Genomic DNA, 22,808 nt, shown 5'->3' on the forward strand with positions numbered 1-22,808 from the left:
TCAACCTGCCTTTGCCATCTGCATGAGGGTGACGCGCTGCTGCAGGCGGCGCTGCGCCTGGTCGACGACGACAGCAATAATGATGACGAGGCCCTTGATGACCATCTGCCAGAAGGAGGAGACGCCCATCATTACCAAACCGTCGGAGAGAATGCCGATGACGAAGGCGCCGATGATCGTGCCGCCGATCGTGCCGCGGCCGCCCGACATCGAGGTGCCGCCGAGCACGGCTGCGGCAATCGCATTGAGTTCGAAGCTTTCGCCGGTTGCCGGATGGGCTGCCATCAGCTCGGAGGAGATGACGACGCCGACGATGGCGGCGCAAAGTCCGGAGAACATGTAGACGAAGATCTTGACGACATCGACCCGGATACCGGACATGCGCGCGGCACGCTCATTGCCGCCGACGGCGAAGATATGACGGCCGATCGGCGTCGAGCGGGCGACATAGGCCGCCAGCAGCGCCAGCACGATCAGAATCCAGATCGATACCGGCAGACCGAAAATGCGTCCCGCGCCGAAGAAATCGAAGCCGGTCGTGGCATATTCAGGCCGGCCGACAAGGTTCGGAAACGTCTGCCCGTCCGACGACAGCAAAGCGAGACCGCGGGCGATATAGAGTGTGCCGAGCGTGGCGATGAAGGGCGCGACGTTGAGCTTGGTGATCAGCAGGCCGTTGATCAGACCGATGAGCAGGCCGATCGACAGGGTGATCAGCACGATCTCGAAAAGGTTGAAAAAGATGGTGTAGCCGATCGGCAATTCGATGCCGTAAAGGATCAGGCCGCCGGCGACCATGCCGCAAAGCCCGACGATCGATCCGACGGAGAGATCAATGCCGCCGGTGATGATGACGAAGGTCATACCCATCGCCAGGAAGGCGTTCAGCGCCACATGCTTCGACATCAGGATCATATTTGCTGTCGAGGTGAAGTTCGGCGCAAAGATCGCAAAGAAGATGATGACGGCAAATAGCGCGATGAACGTCCTGAGCTTCATCAGCGTCAGAAGCGCCGAGCCGTTGTCGCCCTTCGGCGCAAGAGTTGTTGATGTAGCCGTCATCATGACGCGAGTTTCCCTTGATGTCCGTGTCCCTTGGCCGAAGCCGCGATAATGGCTTCTTCCGTGGCCTCGTTGCGGTCGAAGACGGCGACCAGCTGGCCGTTGCTCAAGACCGCGATGCGATCGGAAAGCGCCATGACCTCCTCGAGGTCGGAAGTCGAAAACAGAATGGCGAGCCCGTTTGCCGCCAGCCGCCGCATGGTGCGAAAGACGTCGGCCTTGGCGCCGACATCGATGCCGCGGCTCGGCTCATCCATCAGCAGCACCTTCGGATTGGTCATCAATGCCTTACCGATGACCACCTTCTGCTGATTGCCGCCCGACATCGAGGTCACCTCGAAATCCGGGTTCGGCGCCTTGATCGAGAGATCGCGGATCGCATCGCGAACCGCATTCTTCTCCGCACCCCTGTCGATGTGAAAGAGCCGGGTGAAGCGGCCAAGGCTCGCCAGCGTCAGGTTGGAGGCGATGGAAAGCACCTGGACCAGGCCTTCGCGCTGCCGGTCTTCCGGAATGAGCGCAAGACCGCGGCGGATACGCCGGGTGGTGTCGCGGGCACGAACCTGCTTGCCGTCGATGAAGATCTTGCCGGTCGAGTGTGTGTGACGACCGATCACGCATTCGAAGAATTCGCTGCGCCCGGCGCCCATCAGGCCGTAGATGCCGAGGATTTCGCCTGCCTTGACCGATAAGGAGACATCGTTGACCGAAAGCCCGCCCGTCGGCCGCGGCAGACTGATGTTTTCGGCGCGAAAGACCTCGGCTCCGACGGCGTGGTCCACGGACTTTGCAAAATCCTTGGCATCCGAGCCGATCATCGACCGCACGATCCAGCGCATGTCGATGTCGCGGACCATCGCCTCACCGGTGACCTGGCCGTCACGCAGCACCGTGATGTAGTCGCCGATCCGCATCAGTTCTTCGAGCCGGTGCGAGATATAGACGATTGCCACACCCTGGGCCTTCAGTTCCGCGATCACCTTGAACAGGATCTCGACCTCGGCTGCAGAAAGAGCCGACGTGGGCTCGTCCATGATCAGGATACGGGCATTCAACGACATCGCCTTGGCGATCTCGACGAGCTGCTGCTGGCCGATCGGCAAGTCCTCGACCATCGTATCGGCCTCGATCCCGGCATCCAGACGCTTCAAAAACGCATTGGCCTTTTGAACCTGCGCCTTGTGATCGATGCCGAGGATGCCGCGGGTGATCTCACGCCTGGCGAAGATGTTCTCGGCGACCGACATGTTGGCGAAGAGATTGAGCTCCTGGAAGATCATGCCGATGCCATTCGCCTGCGCGTGCGCCGGGCTGTCGAAGGATATGGGCTTGCCGTCCAGGATGATGCGGCCGAGCGTCGGACGCTCGACACCGGCGATGATCTTCATCAGCGTCGACTTGCCTGCGCCGTTTTCGCCGACGAGGACGTTCACCGCGCCGCGGCGAAGCTCGAGATTGGCGCGCTTGACGGCGACGATGCCCGAATAGACCTTCGACACGTCGTCGAGGCGCAGGATGATGTCGTCCTTTTTTGCCTCTCCTGTGGTCATGGGCCGACCTTCAGTTCCGAAGGTGTTATGAGCGGCAGCTCGCCGCTCTTGGGCAGCGGAAAGGCGCCGATCGCGGTCACCGTCTTGCCGGCGAGGCCCTCACGCGGGATGGCGGAGAGAAAGGTGGTATTGGCCTTCTCGTTGAAGGCTTTGCCGAACTGCGCCCACTCGATCTGGTTCTTGAATTCGTTGAAATTGACGAACTCCAACGTGTCGCGCAGCGCCGTGCCGCGCAGCGCCGGCCCGATCTGCACCTTCGCATCGGCCTTGCCGTCGCCATCGGCGTCGACATCGAGCGTTGCCGCGCGCGACGCTGTATCGGCCGCGACAACCTTGCCGGTGATCTTCACCGCATAGGTCCATGGCGAACTGCTCTGCTTGCGGGGATTGCCGTATTTCTCGCCTGCGGCGTCGGGGCTGGAGGCTGCCAGTTGCATGACGTCCTTGAGGTCGCCGGCGCGCTTCTCGAAATAGGGCACTGCCTCGGACTGCCAGATCGCCTCGACCTTTGCATTCGGGTCGAAGGCGGTCTTGGCCGCTGCCGCCGCCTTTTCCTCAGCCGTCGGTGTCTTGATGATCTTGCAACCGGGCAAGGCGGCCGCCACGACGGCGGCGAGCAGGGCGCCCTTCATTCTCAACATGCTTTAAACCTCGACGTATTGCGAAATGCATTGCGGAGGGCGAAGCGCTGCGCCCTCCGCAATTCGCTGCTGATCAGTTCGTCAGGGCGAAGGTTTCGAGCTTGCCGGCATTGTCGGCATTGATGAGAACGCAATCCATCAACTGCTTCTCTTCCTTTGGTGTCGTCTTGTTCTTGATGTAGGCGTCTGCCTGTTCTACCGCCAGCTGAGCCTGCGCATAGGCAGGCTGCAGGACCGTTGCCTTGATGCCGCCCGACTTGATGGAGTCGCGCACGTCGTTGGAACCGTCGAAGCCGACGACGATCACGTCCTTGCGGCCGGCCGCCTGCAGCGCAGCGATGGCGCCCATGGCCATGGTGTCGTTCCCTGAAATGACGCCCTTGATGTCGGGATTTGCCTGGAGGATGGTTTCCATCTTCGAATAGGCTTCCGTCTGGCTCCAGTTGGCCGACTGCTTGGCGACGGACTTCAGCTCCGGGTAGTCGTCGATGACATCGTGATAGCCCTGCGAGCGGATGCCGGCATTGGTGTCGGACTCCTTGCCCACCAGCTCGACGTAATTGCCCTTCTCGCCCATCAGCTTGACGAATTCCTGCGCTCCGAGCTGGGCGCCCTGATAGTTGTTCGAGACGATCTGGGCGACGGCAACGCCCGTCGCGTTGATTTCGCGGTCGATCAGGAAGGAGGGGATGCCTGCATCCTTCGCCTTCTTGACGGCTGCGACGGAGGCGTCGGCTCCGGCATTGTCGAGGATGATTGCCTTGGCGCCGCGCCCGATCGCCGTATCGATCATTTCGGACTGCTTGTTGGCGTCGTCGTCATGCGTCATGAGCAGCGTCTCGTAGCCGAGCTCCTTCGCCTTGGCTTCAGCGCCGACGGCTTCGGCCTTGAAGAAGGGATTGTCATGTGCCGGCGTGATGATGGCGATGAGATCGGCCGAAAAGGCCGGAAGAGCCGTTCCAAGCGCCAATGCGCCGGCAAAAGCTGCAAGTGTCAGTCTGCGCGTCAGTTTCATTTTTTCCTCCCTGTTGTGAATGAAGCCCCTTCTCCCTGGGGCGGCTAGACCCCGTCTCCCCGGGGCAGTTGAGGGGGGAGGACTTGCCTCCCCAAGCCGGTTCAGGTGATGCGCCGGATGCTTTCGGCGATCTCCTGCGGTTCGAATACTTTTTTCCAGTCGTCGCGCATCAACGCCGGGATGCCGAACTCGATCGCCTTGTTGCAGGCATCCGAGAACACGCCGTCGACTTCCTTGAAGATGACCGCGCCGAGCACGTTCATATGGCCGAGCAGGAAGTCGCGGGCCGCCTGTTCGGGCACGCCGCGTGCCACGCATTCGTCCATGGCCTGTCGCATCACGACGAGCAGCGATGCGCAGACGGTTTCCGACAAGCCCGGTTCGAGCATCGCAAGCTGGTCGACCGTGACCCGGTGCGAGCGCATGACCGGGGCCCAGATCAGCTTGGCGATTTCCTCACCGAGCGCATAGGCGCTTTCCGGACCCTGCATCAGTGCGGAAACGATATGCTGCTTGGCGAAGAGGCCGCCGAAGTGGTCCTTCTTCGCCTGCATGTCCGTCTCGTCGTTGAAGATCGGCGGATGGCAGGGATGGGTGACGAAATAGGTGAGATCGTCACGCTTCGGCAGGTGGCCAGCAAAGGGAGCCGCAGCGTCCAGGGCGATCACCATGGTGCCTGATGCGAGCTTGTCGACGATGCCTGCCGCGACTTTGCCGATCGCCGTGTCCGGCACGGCCAGGATCACCACGTCGGCGCCGTCGAGCCCGACATCGACGGGTACGCAATCGACACCGAGATCGTTCTTCAAACGGGCCTTGCCTGCGTCGCTCACCTCGACATGGCGGACCTCGAAACGCGAGCCTTTGAGATTTTTGGCGAGCCGGTATCCCATTTTCCCGCCTGCGCCGAAGAGGGCAATTTTAGTCATGTTTTCCTCACCTTTTCCGTTCTCAATAGGATCACAAACTGGTATAATGAGTCAATCACCATATCACTACTTAATTTGTTGGAGTCACGTTTTTCTGCGATCGCACGTTTCGGCCGATGCCGAAGGAAACCATCAGTGCTTCCTTCCCTCACGGATCTGGACGAAATAGCCGTCCGTCCCGACCTGGCCGCCTTTGAGCGCGATCTGCAGGCCGTTGGTCGGCTGATAGTCGCCATGTGCAAGGCAAAGCGGAGAGCCCGGCGTCTGGGGCAGCGGAAGGAGCGTCGTCAGCGCGTCGATCTTCAACTGCCTGAGCGCGTGACTGGACGTGTCGCCGCCGGCGACGACGGCACGCGAAAGCCCTTCGTTTTCGATCAGGCGGCGCAAGATCGTGCCGAGCGCGCTGCCGAGCCGGTGACGAGCCCCCGGTAGCTTGTCGATGTCGGCGCCGCGGTCTGCGGACGGTCCAAGCGCGGTGTACAGGATGACGCTTTTGCCTTGCTTGAGCTTCTGGATGCCCGCCTGCACCGCCACATCCACCGCGCCTTCGCCATGCTCCGAGACCAGTGCAAGCGGATCGAGCGCGATACTCTCGAAGCCGTTGTCGACAGCCGTCCGGATCTGGCGCTCGGTCGTTGGCGATACGCTGCCCGAGACGACGGCGAGGCGGTCGACCGGGCCGATATCGGGAAACTCGGCGCCGCTGTTGCCGATGAAGCCGCTCCGCCGCCACGCGCTGAGCAGGGCATATTCGACCCCCGAGGAGCCGGCGACAAAGCTTCCCGAACGGCCGGTGGCACGAAGCAACTGTCGACCCGCGGCCTCCTGCGTCGCCTCGGAGTCGACATCGATGAGCAGGATCCCTTCTGAAGCCGACGCCAGTTCGTCGATCCGCGCATCGGCGTCCGGCGCGGTGATGGCGACGAGATCGGCGAGCAGGACGGGAAGGCGGGTCTGCTTCGACAGGTGGACCGCAAGGTCCGCCTCGTCCATCGGGGTCACCGGATGGCGGCTCATGACGGGATGGCGGTCGATGCGAAAGATCCGGCCCTGGTAAGCGGCAAAGAGATTGCCGAATGCCGTATAGCGCTTCAATTGCGGCGCACCGACGATGACGGGCACGACGGATTGCCCGAATACCGATCGGCCGATTTCGATCGCCTTGCCGATATTGCCGATTTCGGGGCTGGAATCGAAGGTCGAGCAGACCTTGTAGTGGCAGATGTCAGCGCCGAGCGAATTCAGCCACTCGAAAGCGCGCGCAAGATGCTCTCGCATCCATGCGGGCGTCTCGCTGCGGCTTGTCCCGGCAATGCCGATTGCGCGGCAATCCCCAAAGCGCGCCAGCAGTTCCGGCGTCGGAACGTCGAGGAAGAGCACGGTCGACACGCCGTTCGAAGCCAATGCCTCCATGACATCGGTGGAGCCGGTGAAGTCATCCCCGTAATAGCTGACGAGAGGTCCACCCATCGCGGTCACGCGCCCTTGCCTTCGCTGAATTTTGCAATCGAAGCGGCGAGTTCCGGATGATCTTTCGCGTAGATCTCCAACGGGATGTCTGCGACGGCTGCCTGCCAGGCCTGCTGCACGGCCCGAACGCCGGCCGCCGGGCCGGCGGGGTGGCTGACAATGCCGCCGCCGCAGAGATAGAGAAGATCGACGGTGCGGCCGGTCCGTTGATAGGTCTCCGGCGCCTGTCCTCCCCACTGGCCCGAACCGGCAACCGGAAGCGGGCAATCGGAGGCATTAAACAGCGGCGTGCTGACGGCCTTGAAAGACGAGACGAAGCTGTCGTCCGGCTCCCAATACTTGACCCTGATACCGTTGATCTGAAACTGGTCGACCCCGAGCAGCCGCCAGAACTGCTGGTAGACCTTGAAATCCATGCCGGCGCCCGGATCGCGTGTCAGCACGTCCCAACCGTTTCGATGCGCGTGCAGCACCAGATTGGAGCGCTTGCGCAGAAAGCTCATGCCGCCGAAGCCGATCGAGTTGATGTTGACGACGGCGCAATTGCCCCCGGCCTTGGCGACGATGTCGTGGTTGCGCATCATCTCGTCGGGATCGGCATGCGAGATGCCGAAAGCATACATGACCTTCTTGCCGGTCTTCTGCTCATGATCGAGGATGCGCGGCATGATCGCCGCAACGCGGTCCTTGAGCGGCGAATAGGCCGGGCTCATCAGTTTTTCGTCATCCTTGATGAAGTCGACGCCGGATGAGATCAGCTCGCCGACGAGTTCCGCCGTTTCGTGCGGTCTGAGACCAAGCGCCGGCTTGACGATCGTTCCGATGATGGGTCGGCCTTCGACGCCGGTAAGGCGGCGGCTTCCAGGGATGCCGAACTGCGGTCCGGGATGCGCACTTTTGAAGGCTTCGGGCAGCGTCATGTCGACGATGCGGATGCCGGTCATGCCCTTGATGGAGTAGACGCCGCCGATCGCAATGGTCATCAATGCCGAAAGGTCTGTCCCGATCGCGTCCAGTGGAAAGGCGATGTCGACATCGGCGCGATGAAGAAGCGTGCCGGGCGCGACCTCGGGCCAAGTCGGATGACTGGCGCCCTCGAGCGGACGGATCGCCAGCACGCGGGCGGCGACGCGCGATTTCAGCTCCTCGGTCTCGCCAGGGACGGGCACGAAGGTTCCGGTCGACTGGTCGCTCGCGATCTTTTCCGCCATCGCCTCGACGTTGCCGGGCGTTTCGATGCGGTAGGTCAGGGTAATCATCATGAAACGGACGGTTGCTCCTCTCGCCACGCAGATTGCCATGGCGTCAACTCGTGATCTGGAATAATGAGTATTCCAACTGATGAAAAGTGGAATCTTCAGATCCTCATATTTCCACCGACAGCTTTGTTCTCGACACGGAAACTGTTAGGAGAAAACTTTTGAGCCAGCGAGATGTGATGACCCAGCCCCTCGAACAAATCGTCCGCCGGAAACTCTCTGACGAAGTGTTTGATCGACTTGAGCGAATGATCACCTCGGGCGAGCTTCAGCCCGGCGATGAAATGCCGTCCGAGCGCGTGCTGATGGAACGCTTCGGCGTCGGCCGGCCGGCGATCAGGGAGGCCATGCAGTCCCTTGCCAACAAAGGTCTGGTCAGCATTTCCCACGGTGAGCGGGCGAAGGTCCTCAGGCTGACGGCAAAATCGATATTCCGCCAGGTCGATCTCACCGCCAAGATCATGCTGTCGCAATCTTCGGACTCGCTGGAATATCTGAAGAGCGCGCGCATCTTCTTTGAGCGGGGCATGGCGCGCGAGGCCGCGCAGCGGGCCTCGGCAAATGATATCGCCGACCTCAGGAACGTCATCGAACGCCAGCGCATGTCGCTTGGCCGGGCCGAAGAGTTCATCGACGCGGACATGGAATTCCACACCCGCATCGCGCAGATATCAGGCAACCCGATCTACGTCGCCGTCAGCGAAGCGATGCTTGCCTGGCTGAAGGAATATCATACCGAGATGCTGATCTGGACCGGCAAGGAAAAATTCACGCTTGCCGAACACGACGAGATCGTCGACCGCCTTGAAGCAAACGATGTGGATGGCTCGGAAACGGCGCTCCTCAAGCATCTCGAGCGGTCGCGAGCGCTTTACGCGAAGTAATCGCCGATTGCACTTGTGGGCAATGGCTGCTCATCCCCCCGCTAAAAGACCTCGATTGTTGATCGCGTCGCGGCTGTCGAACGCGGTAGTGCATTTTGTCGGCTGCAGCCGGAACAATGATCTAAGAATGAGGTTCTGAGTGGGTCAAGTATGCAAGGATCCCAAGGAGGACATCACAATGCGTATGAAACTCGTAGCAGCGTCAATTTTGGCTATCGGCATGGCCACATCCGCCTTCGCCCAATCGAATCCCGCCCCCGCAGGTGCCACCATTGATAAGAGCCAGGCCGACCAGGGTGGCGGCGCAGGCACCGACACGAAGGCCAAGAAGCCGATGGCAACGGATACCACCACGACTGGTTCCACGACCAGCGGCACGAAGGACAAGGTCAAGTGCCCCAATCCGGTCAATAACTCTGCCAATCTTCAGACGCAGGGCGGCACGAGCAACGCCACCCCGATGGACGAAGCCTGCGCAGCCCACAACAATTGATCGGCTTCTTCACAAAAACTCCGCCTCGTGACCTGACCCCCGAAAGTTGGACAACCAACCTCGGGGGTTTTGCGTGGGCGAACTTCAGTAAAGCAATCCGTCGGGCAGGATCGCTGCCGGCACGACGGCTCCAGGCCGCTAGCCTCCGTTTTGCGATAACGTGATTCACCGACGCGAAACGTGCCGGATCGCGTCAACGACGTGTTTGTTCGATATCGTACGGCAACGATTAGGACGTCCAGAACTTTTCCTTCTCATCCCGGGAGAGAAAAATGGCGTCAGTATCTTCCATACACTCTGCGTCGCACGACAAAAACACGTCCGCAATCGAGCTAGAAATCGTTGCACTGACGCCGGCATTGCGCATCTTTGCCCGAAGGTTCCTGCGCAGCAACGACGATATCGACGATCTTGTGCAGGAAACCTTGTTGAAGGCATTGAATTCGCTTCATCTCTACCGTCCCGGCACCTCCCTGAAATCCTGGCTTTTCACCATCCTTCGAAACACGTTCTGCACCAATTATCGCAGACAGAAACGCGAACCGACGGGAATGGACGTGATGGTGGAACGGATCGCGATCGCGCCGACCCAGGAATGGGCGCTGCGGGAACACGAACTGCAACAGGCACTGACACTTCTTTCCGACGACAGGCGCCGCGCCCTGACACTGGTGGCTGCCGGTACCAGCTACCAGGACGCCGCCAGAATATGTGGGTGCCGGATCGGCACGTTGAAAAGCCGCGTCAGCCGCGCCCGCGAGTCCCTGCTGCTGATGCTCGGAAACCATCTTCGCGACTGATCATGCGCCTGTTCTTTTGATCGTGCTCTTCTCGGAGACGATCACAAGCTCCGGCTAGAACAGGATGATTTTAGGCCGGGTCTGTAAACTCTCCTTTTCCAGTTTATGCGGCGGATTGACGTACAACCCACGCGATGGTATCTATATCTTAATTGGTCAGGCCATTTGACCAGCTGCGCGCTTGAGGAGAAGCCGCCTAGGGAGGCCACGATGTTTTCGCCTGTTGAATCACGCCGCCTGTATCGGCAGGTCGCGGATCAGATTCGCCTGATGATCGCCAGCGGCGAGCTTGCCGTCGGTCTGCGGCTGCCGGCTGAGCGCGACCTTGCGGAGCAACTGTCGGTTTCACGCCCGACCGTCCGTGAGGCGCTGATCGTCCTGGAGGTCGAAGGCCTCGTCAACATCCGCATGGGATCCGGCATCTATGTGGTGCGCCAGCATGCTGCGACCGTCACGGGGGCCGAGCGCGAGCCGGTGGAGGGCCCGTTCGAGCTGCTGCAGGCGCGCGCCCTCATCGAATGCGCCATCGCCGAAGAAGCTGCAGGCCGCGCCAAACCGGACGATATCGCTCTGCTGGATGAAGCTCTGACGCGCATGGGTGGGGTGGTCAACGATGCAATCGCAGTGCTCGATGCCGATCGCGCCTTCCACACCGGCATTGCCGCCATCGTCGGGAATGCGACATTGATTCGCGTCACGGGCGAGATGTTCGACATGCGCATGACCCCTTATTTCGCAAGGCTCGCCAGCCACTTCGAGGGGCCGACGACCTGGCGCAGCGCCCTGGACGAGCATCGGGCCATTCGCGACGCGATCGCCGCCGGCGATGCAGCCGGCGCCAAGGCCGCCATGCGCGCCCATCTCACAATGTCGCAGAAGAGGTTTTCCGAGAGCTTCGGGGAGGAGTTTTCGGGGGAAGAGGAGCGCGGACGCAACAAGCGGCCGTCGAAAGGAACTGCCAAGACTTAACCCAAGCTCGGGAGGAGAGAGCAATGAAGAGCAGACTGACAACGATACTTTGCACCGCGGCCGCGATCATGGCGAGTAGCGCGATCGCGCAGGCCCAGACAGTGCTGAAATGGGCGCATGTCTATGAAACGTCAGAGCCCTTCCATACGGATACCGTATGGGCTGCGGAAGAGATCAACAAACGCACCGACGGGCGCTACAAGATCGAGGTCTATCCGGCGTCGCAGCTCGGCAAGGAAGCCGACATCAACCAGGGCCTCAAGCTCGGGACGGTCGACATCATCATCTCCGGATCGAGCTTCGCGGCACGCGACTACAAGCCGATCGGCGTGACTTACTTCCCCTATATCTTCCGCGGTCCCGATCACTTGATCGCCTACACCAAGAGCGATGTCTTTAAGCGTCTTGCCAAAGGCTATGAAGACAAGACCGGCAACCACATCGCCGCCGTCAGTTATTACGGCACGCGCCACACGACATCAAACAAGCCGATCGCCAAATGCGCCGATATGCAGGGCCTGAAGATCCGCGTGCCTGACGTTCCCGCTTATCTCGCTATGCCGCGCGCCTGCGGCGCCAACACGACGCCGATCGCCTTTGCCGAAGTCTATCTCGCTTTGCAGAACGGCACGGTCGAGGCACAGGAAAACCCGCTGACGACAATCGAGGCGAAGAAGTTCTACGAAGTCCAGAAGAACATCATCCTCACCGGCCACATCGTCGATCACCTCAACACCGTGATCTCGAAGACGCGGTGGGCGAGCCTTTCCGACGAGGACAAGAAGATCTTCGGCGAGGTCATGCAGGAGGCCGCCGAGCGCACGACCAAGACGATCGCCGGCAAGGAAAACGGCCTTATTGCGACCTTCAAGGAAAAGGGCCTGAACGTCGCCGAGGTCGACAAGTCCGATTTCGAAAAGACCGTGATGGAAAAGGCCAAGTTCGAGGATTTCGGCTACGAGAAGGCCGATTGGGAAGCAATCCGCGCGATCCAGTAAAGCCCGAGGCGCGGTGCCTAAGCGTCGCGCCCTTCGCTAACAAAGCTCGCCGACTTCTCCTTCGTCATGCTCGGGCTTGTCCCGAGCATCTGCTCCGATCGATGCGTGGCAGATCCTCGGCACAAGGCCGAGGATGACGGCAAGCAAAGAACGAGCTTTGTCGGCAGTTTAAAGGTCGCGCCACCCAAGCGCGCCCTTCTTCCCCAACCGGAACAAGGCCGATCATGTCGCAAGAAATCCATACGCCAATCACCGCCGAAGAAATCGGTCACGAGTTCGAAGGGCACGCGCCGACCGCAAACGTCTCGGACTACGCCATCGAGGACTGGATCACGCTGCTCGTCTTCTGGCTGATGGCGGGTTGCGTCTTCCTGCAGTTCTTCACGCGCTATGTGCTGAACGACAGCTACGCCTGGACCGAAGAGATCGCCATCAACTGCCTGATCGTCGTGGTCTTTCTCGGTTCCGTCATGTGCGTGCGCACATCCCGGCATATCCAGGTGGACGTGTTCTATCATTATATGCCTGCAGGTCTTGCGCGTGTGCTTGCAACCTTCGTCGATATCGTCCGCATCGGCTTCTTCGCCTATGGCTGCCATCTGATGTGGCGCTATGTCGACATCGTGGCGGAGGAGCAGATGGTGACGATCGACCTGCCGCGCAACATCGTCTTCTACACCGTTCTCGTCGCCTTCGTGCTGATGCTGATCCGCGCGATTATCGTCTTCATCGCCAATATCCGCCGCGGCTACTCCGTTCTGGAGCGCCCCGAAGAATTCCAGACGATCGAGGGTTGATCTGATGCTGCTGCTTCTTGGCTCGTTTCTGGTGCTGATGCTGGTCGGGGTGCCCGTTGCCATCTCGATGGCCGTCGCATCGGTGCTTTACATCGTCCTTTACGGTGTCGCTCCCGACATCATCGTCGCCCAGCGCATGATCGCCGGCGTCGAAAGCTTCCCGCTGCTGGCCGTGCCGTTCTTCATCCTCGCGGGCAACCTGATGAACTCGGCCGGTGTCACCGGCCGCATCTATTCCTTTGCGGTGGCTCTCGTCGGCTGGATGAAGGGCGGTCTGGCGCAGGTCAACATCATCGGTTCCGTCATCTTCTCCGGCATGTCCGGCACGGCGCTCGCCGATGCGGCGGGTATCGGTACGATCGAGATCAAGGCGATGAAGGATCACGGCTATCCGGTCGAGGCTGCGGTCGGCGTGACGGCGGCGTCTGCCACGCTCGGCCCGATCTTCCCGCCATCGCTACCTTTCGTGATCTATGGCATGATGGCGAACGTCTCGATCGGCGCTCTTTTCATGGCGGGCATCCTGCCCGGCATCGTCATGACGCTGCTGATGATGGTCACTGTCGCCGCCTTCGCCTATAAGAAGCGCTGGGGCTCGGACGCGCCGTTCGATGTGAGGCAGTTGCTGTCGGCAGGGATGGAAATCGTCGTCGTCCTGGCGGTGCCGCTTGCCATCTATCTGATGATACGTGCCGGTGTGTCGGTGAATGCCGCAGCGGGCATCGCTCTTCTCGTCCTTCTCGTCCTTGACTGGTATTTCCGCTTCTCCGCCGTCATGGCGCTGATGACGCCCGTCATCCTCATCGGCGGCATGACGATGGGCTGGTTCACACCGACCGAGGCCGCCGTCGCCGCCGTCCTCTGGTCTCTGTTCCTCGGTCTGGTGCGCTACCGCACGATGACGCCCTCGACGCTCGCCAAGGCAAGTTTCGATACGATCGAGACGACGGCATCCGTTCTCTTCATCGTCACCGCGGCATCGGTCTTTGCCTGGCTGCTGACGGTGAGCCAGGCGGCCCAGCTGCTGTCCGATGCGATCCTCTCTATCACCGACAACAAATGGGTTTTCCTCATCCTGGTGAACCTGCTGATGCTCTTCGTCGGTTGCTTCCTGGATACGATCGCGGCCATCACCATCCTCGTGCCGATCCTTCTGCCGATCGTCCTGAAATTCGGGATCGATCCCGTCCAGTTCGGTCTCATCATGACGCTGAACCTGATGATCGGTCTGCTGCACCCACCGCTCGGCATGGTGCTTTTCGTGTTGTCGAGGGTTGCGAAACTCTCTGTCGAACGCACGACCATGGCGATCCTGCCCTGGCTGGTGCCGCTCTTCCTGGCGTTGATCCTGATCACCTTCGTGCCCGCGGTGTCGCTGTGGCTGCCGCAGCAGCTTGGACTGTTGAGATAGGGATGGACACGATGCGGACACGTCTGGCACGGCTTTACCAAAAGGGCGATCTCAGGATCGAGACCGAAACGGTTGCGGCCCCTGGTCCCGGCGAGGTGCTTCTCAAAATGGCGGCCGCAGGGATTTGCGGCTCCGACCTGCATTATTATCAGGATGGCGGCTTCGGGCCGGTTCGGGTTCGCGAGCCGATCATACCCGGCCACGAGGCCTCGGGGACGGTGAGCCAGGCGGGCGAGGGGGTCGACCTGAAGGCTGGGACGCTGGTGGCGGTCAATCCCAGCCAACCCTGCGGGCATTGCGAATATTGCCGGAAAAACATGCCGATCCACTGCCTGGAAATGCGCTTCATGGGCAGCGCGATGCGCCTGCCGCATGAGCAGGGCATGTTCCGGGAATGGCTGGTGGTGCCGGCCAAGCAGTGTTTTGCGGTCGGAGTTGCGACAACCGCCGCGGAAGCGGCCTGCAGCGAGCCGCTCTCCGTCTGCCTGCACGCGGCATCGCGCGCAGGGAATATCACAGGCAAACGCGTGCTGGTCACCGGAGCCGGCCCGATCGGCGCCCTGATGGTTGCCGTCGCCTCCTATCACGGCGCAAGCGAGATCGTGGTGAGCGATCTAGCGGATGCGGCGCTGGACCGGGCCAAAGCGATGGGCGCCAGCCGCACGATCAATGTTTCCAAAAATGCCCAGGCGCTTGCGGAATTCGAGGCGGGAAAGGGCTATTTCGATCTCGTCTTCGAATGCTCGGCCGCCGCCCCGGCCATCCGCGGCGCGATTGCCGCCATCAGGCCGCGCGGAACGATCGTGCAGGTCGGCGTCACGGGAGACGTGCCGATCCCTCTCAACGCCATTGTCGGCAAGGAACTTCAACTCCACGGAACGCAGCGCTTCCACGAAGAATTCGCAACTGCCGTCGAGCTGATCTCCAGCCGCAAGATCGATGTGCGGCCGATCATCAGTCACAGCCTGCCGCTCGAAGAAGCCACCGCAGCCTTCATTCTCGCCGGTGACCGTGCGGCCGCCTGCAAGGTGCAGCTGACTTTTTAGAGCGCGGCATGGGGCCTGTCGGCACAGCGGAGAAGAAGATCGGCTCTTATTGGCAGGCCGTTAGGCCGCCGCCTGGGATCGCGGCTCAGCGCCTGCCTCTCGTGCGCGTCGCCAGAACATTGCGGATCGAGAAGCTGGAATGAATCCTGAGAACGCCGGGCAAGGTCGAAAGGATCTCTTTGTGGATCCGCTCGAACTCGCCCGCATTGGCAACCTCCACGCGCAGCAAATAGTCGGAACCGCCCGTCATCAGAAAACATTCCCGGATCTCGGGATGCCGGCGGACCGCCGCCTCGAGGCGGTCGAGATAGTCCTCCGTTTGTCGTTCGAGGGTGATGTTGATGATCACGGCGATCATCTCATCCGCATTGCCGGTGTCCACCAGCGCTGTATAGCCGCGGATCACGCCTGATTTTTCCATGATTTTGATGCGCCTGAGACAGGCCGATGGCGAGAGACCGATCTCGGCGGCGAGCTTGGCATTGCTCATGCGGGCATCGAGGCGCAGCAGTCTCAGGATATTGCGATCGATCGCGTCGAGAGCGGGCATGAGAGATCGTTCCAAATTTTCATTGATTATGCGGATAATAAGCAATTCAAGCAATAATCAACTACTAAATGATAGGCAATTTCGCTCGTTATTTCATAAACTCCCTGAGGTCGAAAAGGGGTGGACATGGATAGCGATATTTTGGTTTCCCGCACACGCACCGCTACGACCGCGCAGGGAGCCACGGGCTATCTGACGATCGATCTGGCTGCCCTTGGACGTAACTATCGTAAGCTCGTATCGGTGCTGGCACCGGTCCGCGCCGGCGCCGTCGTCAAGGCCGACGCCTATGGCCTTGGCGCTGACCGGGTCGGAAGAACGCTCTATGGCGAAGGTTGCAGGCATTTCTTCGTCGCCCAGTTTGTCGAGGCCTTGAGGCTCCGGCCGGCACTTGCGCACGACGCCCAGATTTTTGTGCTGAACGGCTTGCAGCCGGGTAACGAGATCGCCTGCGCCGAGATGGGCATCGTCCCGGTTCTCAATTCGCTGGCGCAGTGGCGGCAATGGTCGGCGGCGGCGCGCATTCTGAAGCGCTGCCTGCCCGCCGTCCTGCAATTCGACACCGGCATGTCGCGGCTCGGTTTTCCGAGGGAAGAGCGCGCGGGGCTGGCGGCGGCTCTTCGCGACGGCAGCAATGTCGAAATCCTGTTCATCATGAGCCATCTGGCTTCGGCCGATGACATGGACAGCGAACAGAACGGCGAGCAGTTTACCGAGATGTCCCGCATCGCCGACGAGTTTCCCGGCTTCGATATTTCCTTCGCTAACTCCGGCGGCGTTTTCCTGGGCGACGCCTATCACGGCGTGCTCGCCCGGCCAGGCATCGCGCTCTATGGCGGCGCTCCGAATGCCGGCGAGAACAACCCGATGGAGCCGGTCGTCAGCCTTGATGTCGCCGTCGTGCAGACGCGCACCGCGCCGGCGGGAGCGAAGATCGGCTATGGCGGCGCGCATGTTACGCAACGGGAAACACGTCTCGCCACCATTGCCGCCGGCTATGCCGATGGCCTGCCGCGTTGCCTCAGCGACCGCGGCGCCGTCTATTTCAAGGGCATCCGTCTGCCGATCGTCGGCCGCGTGTCGATGGACAGCGCGACCGTCGACGTGTCAGCACTGCCCGAAGGGTCGCTGACCTTCGGCAGTCTCGTCGAAGTGCTTGGCCGCCATCAGACGCTCGAAGACATCGCCCGAGACGCGGGCACCATTTCTTACGAAATCCTAACCGGCCTGGGCGATCGTTACGACAGGCAATATCGCTGAGAGCCGGCGGCTCCATTATTGGGAACATCATGAAGGTCATCGTTCTAGGAGCCGGCATCGTCGGCGTCACATCCGCTTATCAGCTCGCTAAGGCCGGCCATGACGTCACGGTCGTCGACCGGCAGTCGGGTCCGGCGCTGGAGACGAGCTTTGCCAATGCCGGCGAAGTCTCCTTCGGCTATTGCTCGCCATGGGCAGCACCCGGCATTCCCATGAAGGCCATGAAGTGGCTGTTCATGAAGCACGCCCCGCTCATCCTGCGCCCGAAACTCGATATGGCCATGCTTTCCTGGATGGCGAGGATGCTGTCGAACTGCACCTCCGAGCGTTATGCGATCAACAAGAGCCGCATGCTGCGCCTTGCCGATTACAGCCGCATCGCGCTGGCCGAGCTTCGCGCCGAGACCGGCATCGCCTATGACGAACGCATGCAGGGAACCCTGCAGCTGTTCCGCACTGAGCAGCAGCTCGATGCCTCGGCAAAGGATGTCAAGGCGCTGGCTGCCGACGGCATTCCCTATGAGGTGCTGGACCGGGACGGCTGCATCCGCTTCGAACCAGCGCTCAAGCATGTGCGCGACAAGATTGTCGGCGGTCTGCTGACGCCGAAGGACGAAACCGGTGACTGCTTCAAGTTCACCAACGCGCTGGCCGCCAAGGCCGAGGCGCTCGGCGTCCGCTTCGCTTACAGGACGACGATCAAGGCACTGGATGTCGAGGCCGGCCGGGTGCGCGGGGTCATCACCGATCGTGAGCGGATGAGCGCGGAGGCGGTGGTGGTGGCGCTCGGCAGCTATTCGCCGCTGCTGCTCAAGCCGCTCGGCATCAGGCTGCCGGTCTATCCCGTCAAGGGCTATTCGCTCACCATCCCGATCACCGATGCGTCACGCGCGCCGGAATCGACCGTCATGGACGAGACCTACAAGATCGCGATCACCCGGCTCGGCGACCGCATCCGGGTTGGGGGCATGGCCGAAATATCAGGCTATACCAACGATCTCGGCCTGGCTCGCCGCAGCACGCTGGAACATTCGGTCACCGATCTCTTCCCCGGCGGCGATATTTCCAAGGCCTCCTTCTGGTCCGGCCTGCGTCCGATGACGCCTGACGGCACGCCGGTCATCGGCGGGACGAAAGTTGCCGGCCTTTTTCTCAATACCGGTCACGGCACACTCGGCTGGACCATGAGCACCGGTTCGGCGCGGCTCATCGGCAATCTCGTCAGCGGCGGCCAGCCGGAGATCGACGCGAAGGATCTCGCAATCAGCCGCTACGGCTGAAGCCGCCCTGGCAACGCAAACAAGATGTGATTGCGCAAATCCGCTATCATTTGTGTACATCGGAGGTCCCGAATGTCGGTCAATTCTCGTATCCGGAACAACGGCGGCCTCACCCGACAGCTGGCGGAGCAGGGTATGTCGTTTCGGGAGACGGCACACAGCGGAACAGACCCGGACGAGCTCTCGGAAATATTGTCGACGCCGAACTCCCCGATCAAGGTTGCGGCCGAAGGCAATATGCCGATTGCATACCGCTGCAATTTCGTTTCCGTGGGAGAAGAGGTAACCGTAGCCGACTGCACCTACGAAGGCACAATCCTGATCAGGCGGGAGGCGCCCAGCGGCAGGATGATCGTTTTTCTGCCGATGGAAGGAAACGCATCTTTCGAAGGCATGCGGGAGCAAATCTATTCGATTCCAGCCCGTGGCACGATCCTTGAGGCAGGTCGCGCCGCCGGTGCCCGCCTGTTTGGGCCGCGCCGTCATTTCGGCTTGTTCGTCGATCAGGCGAAGATCATCAGTCACCTCACGCATATGTTCGAGAGAACGATCAGCGGCGACATCGATTTTCATCCTCACATCGATCTGACGAGCGGCCCGGGGCTCGTGTTGCAACAAATTGTCTCAAGCCTCCATCGCGGCCTCAGCGGGGACGGACCGCTGCAACGGTCGCCGCTGGCGGTCAGCTCGCTCTGCGACGCGGCGATCTATCTGCTTCTGGAAACCTGCCCCAATCGCTTTTCGAACGAGCTTGCGCTTCCTGCTCCTGCACCGGCTCCACGCCACGTGAAATGGGCGATCGACTTCATGCAGGAACACATCGCCGAGCCGATTTCGCTCAACGATATCGCGTTGGCGGCCAAGGTAAGCGTTCGGACTTTGCAACAGGGTTTCCGGCAGTTCAGGGATACGACGCCGATGTCCTATCTGCATGACCTTCGAATGGTCGCCGCCCATCGCGATTTACTCGAGTCGGACGAGAAGCAGGCCATCGCCGACATCGCGCTGCGATGGGGGTTTACGCATCTGGGGCGGTTTGCTGCCGAATACAGAAAGCGTTTCGGCCAACTGCCGTCACAGACCTTGAGGCGCTGAGCTCCGTCTCGGCGTGCCCGATGGCTCCGTCTAGCGATGGACCAGACATCCGATCGCCGACGGAAGCTGCACGCGGATCTATGCCGCGCGCTTCAGTGCATCGCCGAGTATTGAAACGATCGTGTCTATTTGGCCCTTCTCGATGATGAGCGGCGGAGAAAGCGCGATGATGTCGCCGGTCACCCGGATCAACAGGCCCTTTTCGAAGCAGTCAACGAAGATGTCGTAGGCGCGGGTTCCCGGCGCCCCGTTACGAGGAGCCAGTTCGACTGCGCCGACCAGTCCGAGATTGCGGATGTCGACCACATGAGGCAGGCCATTCAGCGAATGGAGGGCCTCCTGCCAGTACTCGGCCAAGTCGGATGCGCGGGTGAGCAGACCTTCCTCCTCGTAGATCTCCAGCGTAGCGAGCCCGGCTGCGCAGGCGACCGGATGGCCGGAATAGGTATAGCCGTGGAAGAGTTCGATCGCGTTTTCCGGTCCGACCATCAGGCCGTCATAGACCTTGCGGCTGGCAAAGACCGCGCCCATGGGGATCGCGCCGTTGGTGAGGCCCTTTGCCGTCGTGACCAGGTCGGGCACGACGCCGAAATAGTCGGTCGCAAAAGGAGTGCCGAGACGGCCGAAGCCGGTGATGACCTCGTCGAAGATCAGCAGGATGCCGTGCTTGTCGGCGGTCGCGCGCAATTTGTCCAGATAGCCCTTCGCGGGCAGGACCACGCCTGCCGAGCCCGACATCGGCTCGACGATAACAGCCGCGATGGTTTCGGCGCCGTGCAACTGCACCAGGCGCTCGAGATCGTCCGCCAGTTCCACGCCGTGGGCGGGAAGGCCCCTTGAAAACGCATTACGCTCGACGTCGAGCGTGTGGCGCATGTGGTCGGCCGGTATTTGCGGGAAGACCCGCCTGTTGTTGACGAGACCGCCGACGGAAATGCCGCCGAAGCCGACGCCATGATATCCCTTCTCGCGTCCGATAATCCGTGTGCGGGTGCCTTGGCCGATCGCCCGCTGATAGGCGATTGCGATCTTCAGCGCCGTATCGACCGATTCCGAGCCCGAGCCGGTGAAGAAGATCCTGTCGAGCTTGGCTTCTGGACCACCCGGCGCGATAGCAGCCAATTTCGAGGCGAAGTCGAAGGCGATCGGATGCCCCATCTGAAATGTCGGCGCATAGTCCAGCGTTGCAAGCTGCCGCTCGACAGCGTGGGCGATCTTTTTGCGGCCATGGCCGGCGTTGCAGCACCAGAGCCCGGCCGTGCCGTCAAGCACTCGATTTCCATCGACGTCGGTGTAGTACATGCCCTCCGCGGCTGCCAGAAGGCGCGGCGTAGCCTTGAATTGCCGGTTCGCGGTGAACGGCATCCAGAAATTTTCGAGTACGGGCGCGTTCGTATTGCTGAGCTGGTCCATCCTGGCCTCCTTTGGGAATGGCGCCGAGAATGACAATTTCTCCTTTTCAAACAAGTCCTTTTCTTCATCGGTGCAAGTTGTTGAAATTCAACGACTGAAAAGGTATATTTTTGGATATTCTGGACAACGCAAACGAACCGTATCATGTCAGTCGACATCGGCAGCCGCCTTCGCCATCTCCGCATTGCCCATAAGCTTTCCCAGCGTGAGCTCGCCAAGCGCACCGGAGTGCCCAATTCGACGATCTCGCTCATCGAATCGAACGCCTCCAACCCGTCGGTCGGGGCCTTGAAGCGAATCCTGGACGGCATCCCGATCGGTCTGGCGGAGTTCTTCGCCTTCGAGCCCGAGCGTCCAAGGAAGGCCTTCTATGCGGCCGAGGAACTGGTGGAGATCGGCAAGGGCGCCATTTCCTACAGGCAGGTTGGAGAAAACCTGTTCGGCCGCAGCCTGCAGATCCTCAAGGAGTGCTACCAGCCGGGCGCGGACACCGGAAAGGTTCCGCTTGTTCACGAGGGGGAGGAGGGCGGGATCGTGCTCTCGGGAAGGCTCGAGGTGACGGTCGATGACGAGCGGCGGATCCTTGGGCCGGGTGACGCCTACTATTTCGAAAGCCGGCACCCGCACCGCTTCCGCTGCGTCGGGCCGGTTGCCTGCGAGGTCATCAGCGCCTGCACGCCGCCGACGTTCTAGTTCCTGCCCTCGATGCGGCCAAGCACGCCGTCGAGCGCGGCGTTCAATGCCGCAAGGCCGCCCTTCTTCTCGAAGTCGGAGAAAACCTGCTCGTTCAGTCCGCCCTTGGTCGCGAATTCGCGGCTCAGCGCGCTGAACGGTTCGTTGCCGGGACTGTTCGCTTTCTGCGCGAGGCTTGCAAAGAGCGGGGCAATGTAGGCCTGTCCCTTCGCCTTTTCGAGGCCGCTTCTTTCCAGCCAGACGGCAACCTGCTCCATGATGCCGAAATAGGTCGACATCATTGCGCTCGCTGCCGCGAGAAGATCGTATTCCTTCCTCGACTGGCATTGGACAGCCGTTCCGAGCGTATCGAAAAGCGCTGCGACAGCGGTATCCGGCGGATAGATGGCAGTGACGCCTTGCCGGCCGGCGACGAAGGGCAGGGGGATCGCCTGCACCAGATGCACGTCGGCGCCGATCCATTCCAAGAGGGCCTGGCGCTCCGTCGCCGCAACGAGGCTGACGACCATTTGGCCATTCCTGAACGATAGCGCGCGCACGACCTCCTCGGCGACCTGCGGCCGTATTGCCAGGAACACCATGTCGCTGCGCTCGACGACGTCCTGATTGTCCTTGGCAATTCTGATGGTGGCGAATTCGTCTGCCAGCGTCGCGGCGATGTGAGCGCTTCGTGGAGACACGTGAATCTCGGACGCATAGGCCGGCTCAGTGAGAAGCCCGCGAACCATCGCTTCGGTGATCGCGCCGGTTCCGACGAATCCGATACTGTCGACTTTCATTTGACTACTCCGCAGCCCGCAACGGGCCTAACGCGACATCCCTGCGTCGAACCCCATCGCCCACGCCTCGACAAAACCCAGCGGTTGCCGCCTTCGCCCGAGACTATGCATCGGACAAGCTTCGGGTCAATGCCGTATGTCGCAAACCTGCGCCTATGCGCTTTGCGGGACCGATCCGACATGCATGCTGGCGGCCGCGACCTTGGGGGAGAACATCGGTGGCGTGCCGTTGCGTCTGGCGATTGCCCAAGACATTGTCGGCTTGCCAAACATTCGACCAAGCCCATCGAACGTAAAGGCGCCGCCCTTCGACGCCACCCCTTAATCCCCGACAATCACGCAAACCTATTGGACCGTCGGTCATTCAACAAGAAACTCTCGTGCCCGAGAAACCTAACCTCTGCTTGTCCCGAT

22 protein-coding genes are annotated in these 22,808 nt (G+C 61.1%); 12 read left to right on the plus strand and 10 right to left on the minus strand.

Going from position 1 to position 22,808, the window contains the following annotated elements:
* The 7 genes from RWJ89_RS01210 to oiaX form a co-directional block, all read right to left on the minus strand.
* Nucleotides 1-1,065 (minus strand): ABC transporter permease, encoded by a 1,065-nt coding sequence (locus RWJ89_RS01210; protein WP_131663356.1) that lies wholly within the window; start codon nt 1,063-1,065, stop codon nt 1-3.
* Nucleotides 1,062-2,612: a sugar ABC transporter ATP-binding protein gene (locus RWJ89_RS01215; protein WP_168281246.1), complete on the minus strand. Its 1,551-nt coding sequence runs from the start codon at nt 2,610-2,612 to the stop codon at nt 1,062-1,064. Before RWJ89_RS01215 ends, RWJ89_RS01210 begins: the two co-directional genes overlap by 4 nt.
* A complete protein-coding gene (locus RWJ89_RS01220; protein ID WP_164048340.1) occupies nt 2,609-3,253 on the minus strand; it encodes a DUF2291 family protein in 645 nt (214 codons plus the stop codon). Before RWJ89_RS01220 ends, RWJ89_RS01215 begins: the two co-directional genes overlap by 4 nt.
* A 73-nt stretch (nt 3,254-3,326) precedes the next feature.
* A complete protein-coding gene (locus RWJ89_RS01225; RefSeq protein WP_097621577.1) occupies nt 3,327-4,268 on the minus strand; it encodes a D-ribose ABC transporter substrate-binding protein in 942 nt (313 codons plus the stop codon).
* A gap of 101 nt (nt 4,269-4,369) precedes the next feature.
* Nucleotides 4,370-5,197, minus strand: a complete 828-nt coding sequence (locus RWJ89_RS01230) for a phosphogluconate dehydrogenase C-terminal domain-containing protein (protein ID WP_130679019.1) — start codon at nt 5,195-5,197, stop codon at nt 4,370-4,372.
* A gap of 132 nt (nt 5,198-5,329) precedes the next feature.
* Nucleotides 5,330-6,667 (minus strand): four-carbon acid sugar kinase family protein, encoded by a 1,338-nt coding sequence (locus tag RWJ89_RS01235; protein WP_168281571.1) that lies wholly within the window; start codon nt 6,665-6,667, stop codon nt 5,330-5,332.
* A 5-nt stretch (nt 6,668-6,672) separates the two neighbouring features.
* Complete coding sequence (oiaX, locus tag RWJ89_RS01240) at nt 6,673-7,929, minus strand: 3-oxo-isoapionate-4-phosphate decarboxylase OiaX (RefSeq protein ID WP_168281242.1); 1,257 nt, start codon at nt 7,927-7,929, stop codon at nt 6,673-6,675.
* A 176-nt stretch (nt 7,930-8,105) separates the two neighbouring features.
* Here oiaX and RWJ89_RS01245 point away from each other — a divergent pair, with 176 nt between their 5' ends.
* The 8 genes from RWJ89_RS01245 to RWJ89_RS01280 all read left to right on the plus strand — a co-directional run bounded on the left by RWJ89_RS01245 (nt 8,106) and on the right by RWJ89_RS01280 (nt 15,324).
* Nucleotides 8,106-8,810, plus strand: coding sequence for a transcriptional regulator NanR (locus RWJ89_RS01245; protein ID WP_003550397.1), 705 nt, complete (start codon nt 8,106-8,108; stop codon nt 8,808-8,810).
* 178 nt (nt 8,811-8,988) lie between these two features.
* A complete protein-coding gene (locus RWJ89_RS01250) occupies nt 8,989-9,303 on the plus strand; it encodes a hypothetical protein (protein ID WP_168281240.1) in 315 nt (104 codons plus the stop codon).
* Nucleotides 9,304-9,575: 272 nt separating this feature from the next.
* Nucleotides 9,576-10,103: a sigma-70 family RNA polymerase sigma factor gene (locus RWJ89_RS01255; RefSeq protein ID WP_168281238.1), complete on the plus strand. Its 528-nt coding sequence runs from the start codon at nt 9,576-9,578 to the stop codon at nt 10,101-10,103.
* Between the two features lie 210 nt (nt 10,104-10,313).
* Complete coding sequence (locus RWJ89_RS01260) at nt 10,314-11,072, plus strand: FadR/GntR family transcriptional regulator (protein ID WP_222060845.1); 759 nt, start codon at nt 10,314-10,316, stop codon at nt 11,070-11,072.
* 23 nt (nt 11,073-11,095) lie between these two features.
* Complete coding sequence (locus RWJ89_RS01265) at nt 11,096-12,070, plus strand: sialic acid TRAP transporter substrate-binding protein SiaP (protein WP_168281234.1); 975 nt, start codon at nt 11,096-11,098, stop codon at nt 12,068-12,070.
* Between the two features lie 224 nt (nt 12,071-12,294).
* Nucleotides 12,295-12,867: a TRAP transporter small permease gene (locus tag RWJ89_RS01270; protein WP_168281232.1), complete on the plus strand. Its 573-nt coding sequence runs from the start codon at nt 12,295-12,297 to the stop codon at nt 12,865-12,867.
* A 4-nt stretch (nt 12,868-12,871) separates the two neighbouring features.
* Nucleotides 12,872-14,278, plus strand: coding sequence for a TRAP transporter large permease (locus RWJ89_RS01275; RefSeq protein ID WP_168281230.1), 1,407 nt, complete (start codon nt 12,872-12,874; stop codon nt 14,276-14,278).
* An 11-nt stretch (nt 14,279-14,289) separates the two neighbouring features.
* Nucleotides 14,290-15,324, plus strand: a complete 1,035-nt coding sequence (locus tag RWJ89_RS01280) for an L-idonate 5-dehydrogenase (RefSeq protein WP_168281229.1) — start codon at nt 14,290-14,292, stop codon at nt 15,322-15,324.
* Between the two features lie 85 nt (nt 15,325-15,409).
* Here RWJ89_RS01280 and RWJ89_RS01285 read toward each other — a convergent pair whose 3' ends face one another.
* On the minus strand, nt 15,410-15,874 hold the full coding sequence (locus RWJ89_RS01285) for an Lrp/AsnC family transcriptional regulator (protein ID WP_020047400.1): 465 nt from the start codon (nt 15,872-15,874) through the stop codon (nt 15,410-15,412).
* A gap of 126 nt (nt 15,875-16,000) precedes the next feature.
* On the opposite strand from RWJ89_RS01285, the gene alr reads away from it, so the two are divergent.
* From alr to RWJ89_RS01300, 3 genes are all read left to right on the plus strand, one after another.
* Nucleotides 16,001-17,134, plus strand: a complete 1,134-nt coding sequence (gene alr, locus RWJ89_RS01290; protein ID WP_168281227.1) for an alanine racemase — start codon at nt 16,001-16,003, stop codon at nt 17,132-17,134.
* Between the two features lie 29 nt (nt 17,135-17,163).
* Entirely contained in the window at nt 17,164-18,414 is a 1,251-nt protein-coding gene (locus tag RWJ89_RS01295) for a D-amino acid dehydrogenase (protein WP_316030435.1), read from the plus strand.
* 72 nt (nt 18,415-18,486) lie between these two features.
* Nucleotides 18,487-19,509, plus strand: a complete 1,023-nt coding sequence (locus RWJ89_RS01300; protein WP_316028205.1) for a helix-turn-helix transcriptional regulator — start codon at nt 18,487-18,489, stop codon at nt 19,507-19,509.
* A 78-nt stretch (nt 19,510-19,587) separates the two neighbouring features.
* Here the strand turns inward: RWJ89_RS01300 and RWJ89_RS01305 are convergent, their stop codons facing one another.
* Entirely contained in the window at nt 19,588-20,922 is a 1,335-nt protein-coding gene (locus tag RWJ89_RS01305; protein ID WP_316030436.1) for an aspartate aminotransferase family protein, read from the minus strand.
* Between the two features lie 144 nt (nt 20,923-21,066).
* Here RWJ89_RS01305 and RWJ89_RS01310 point away from each other — a divergent pair, with 144 nt between their 5' ends.
* On the plus strand, nt 21,067-21,615 hold the full coding sequence (locus RWJ89_RS01310; RefSeq protein WP_316030437.1) for a cupin domain-containing protein: 549 nt from the start codon (nt 21,067-21,069) through the stop codon (nt 21,613-21,615).
* On the opposite strand, the gene RWJ89_RS01315 is transcribed toward RWJ89_RS01310, so the two are convergent.
* Entirely contained in the window at nt 21,612-22,394 is a 783-nt protein-coding gene (locus RWJ89_RS01315; protein ID WP_316030438.1) for a pyrroline-5-carboxylate reductase, read from the minus strand. The two genes, RWJ89_RS01310 and RWJ89_RS01315, sit on opposite strands and share 4 nt — an antisense overlap.
* Nucleotides 22,395-22,808 lie beyond the last annotated feature (414 nt).

It is taken from the genome of Rhizobium sp. 10PS4 (assembly GCF_032464805.1).
GTDB lineage: Bacteria > Pseudomonadota > Alphaproteobacteria > Rhizobiales > Rhizobiaceae > Rhizobium > Rhizobium laguerreae.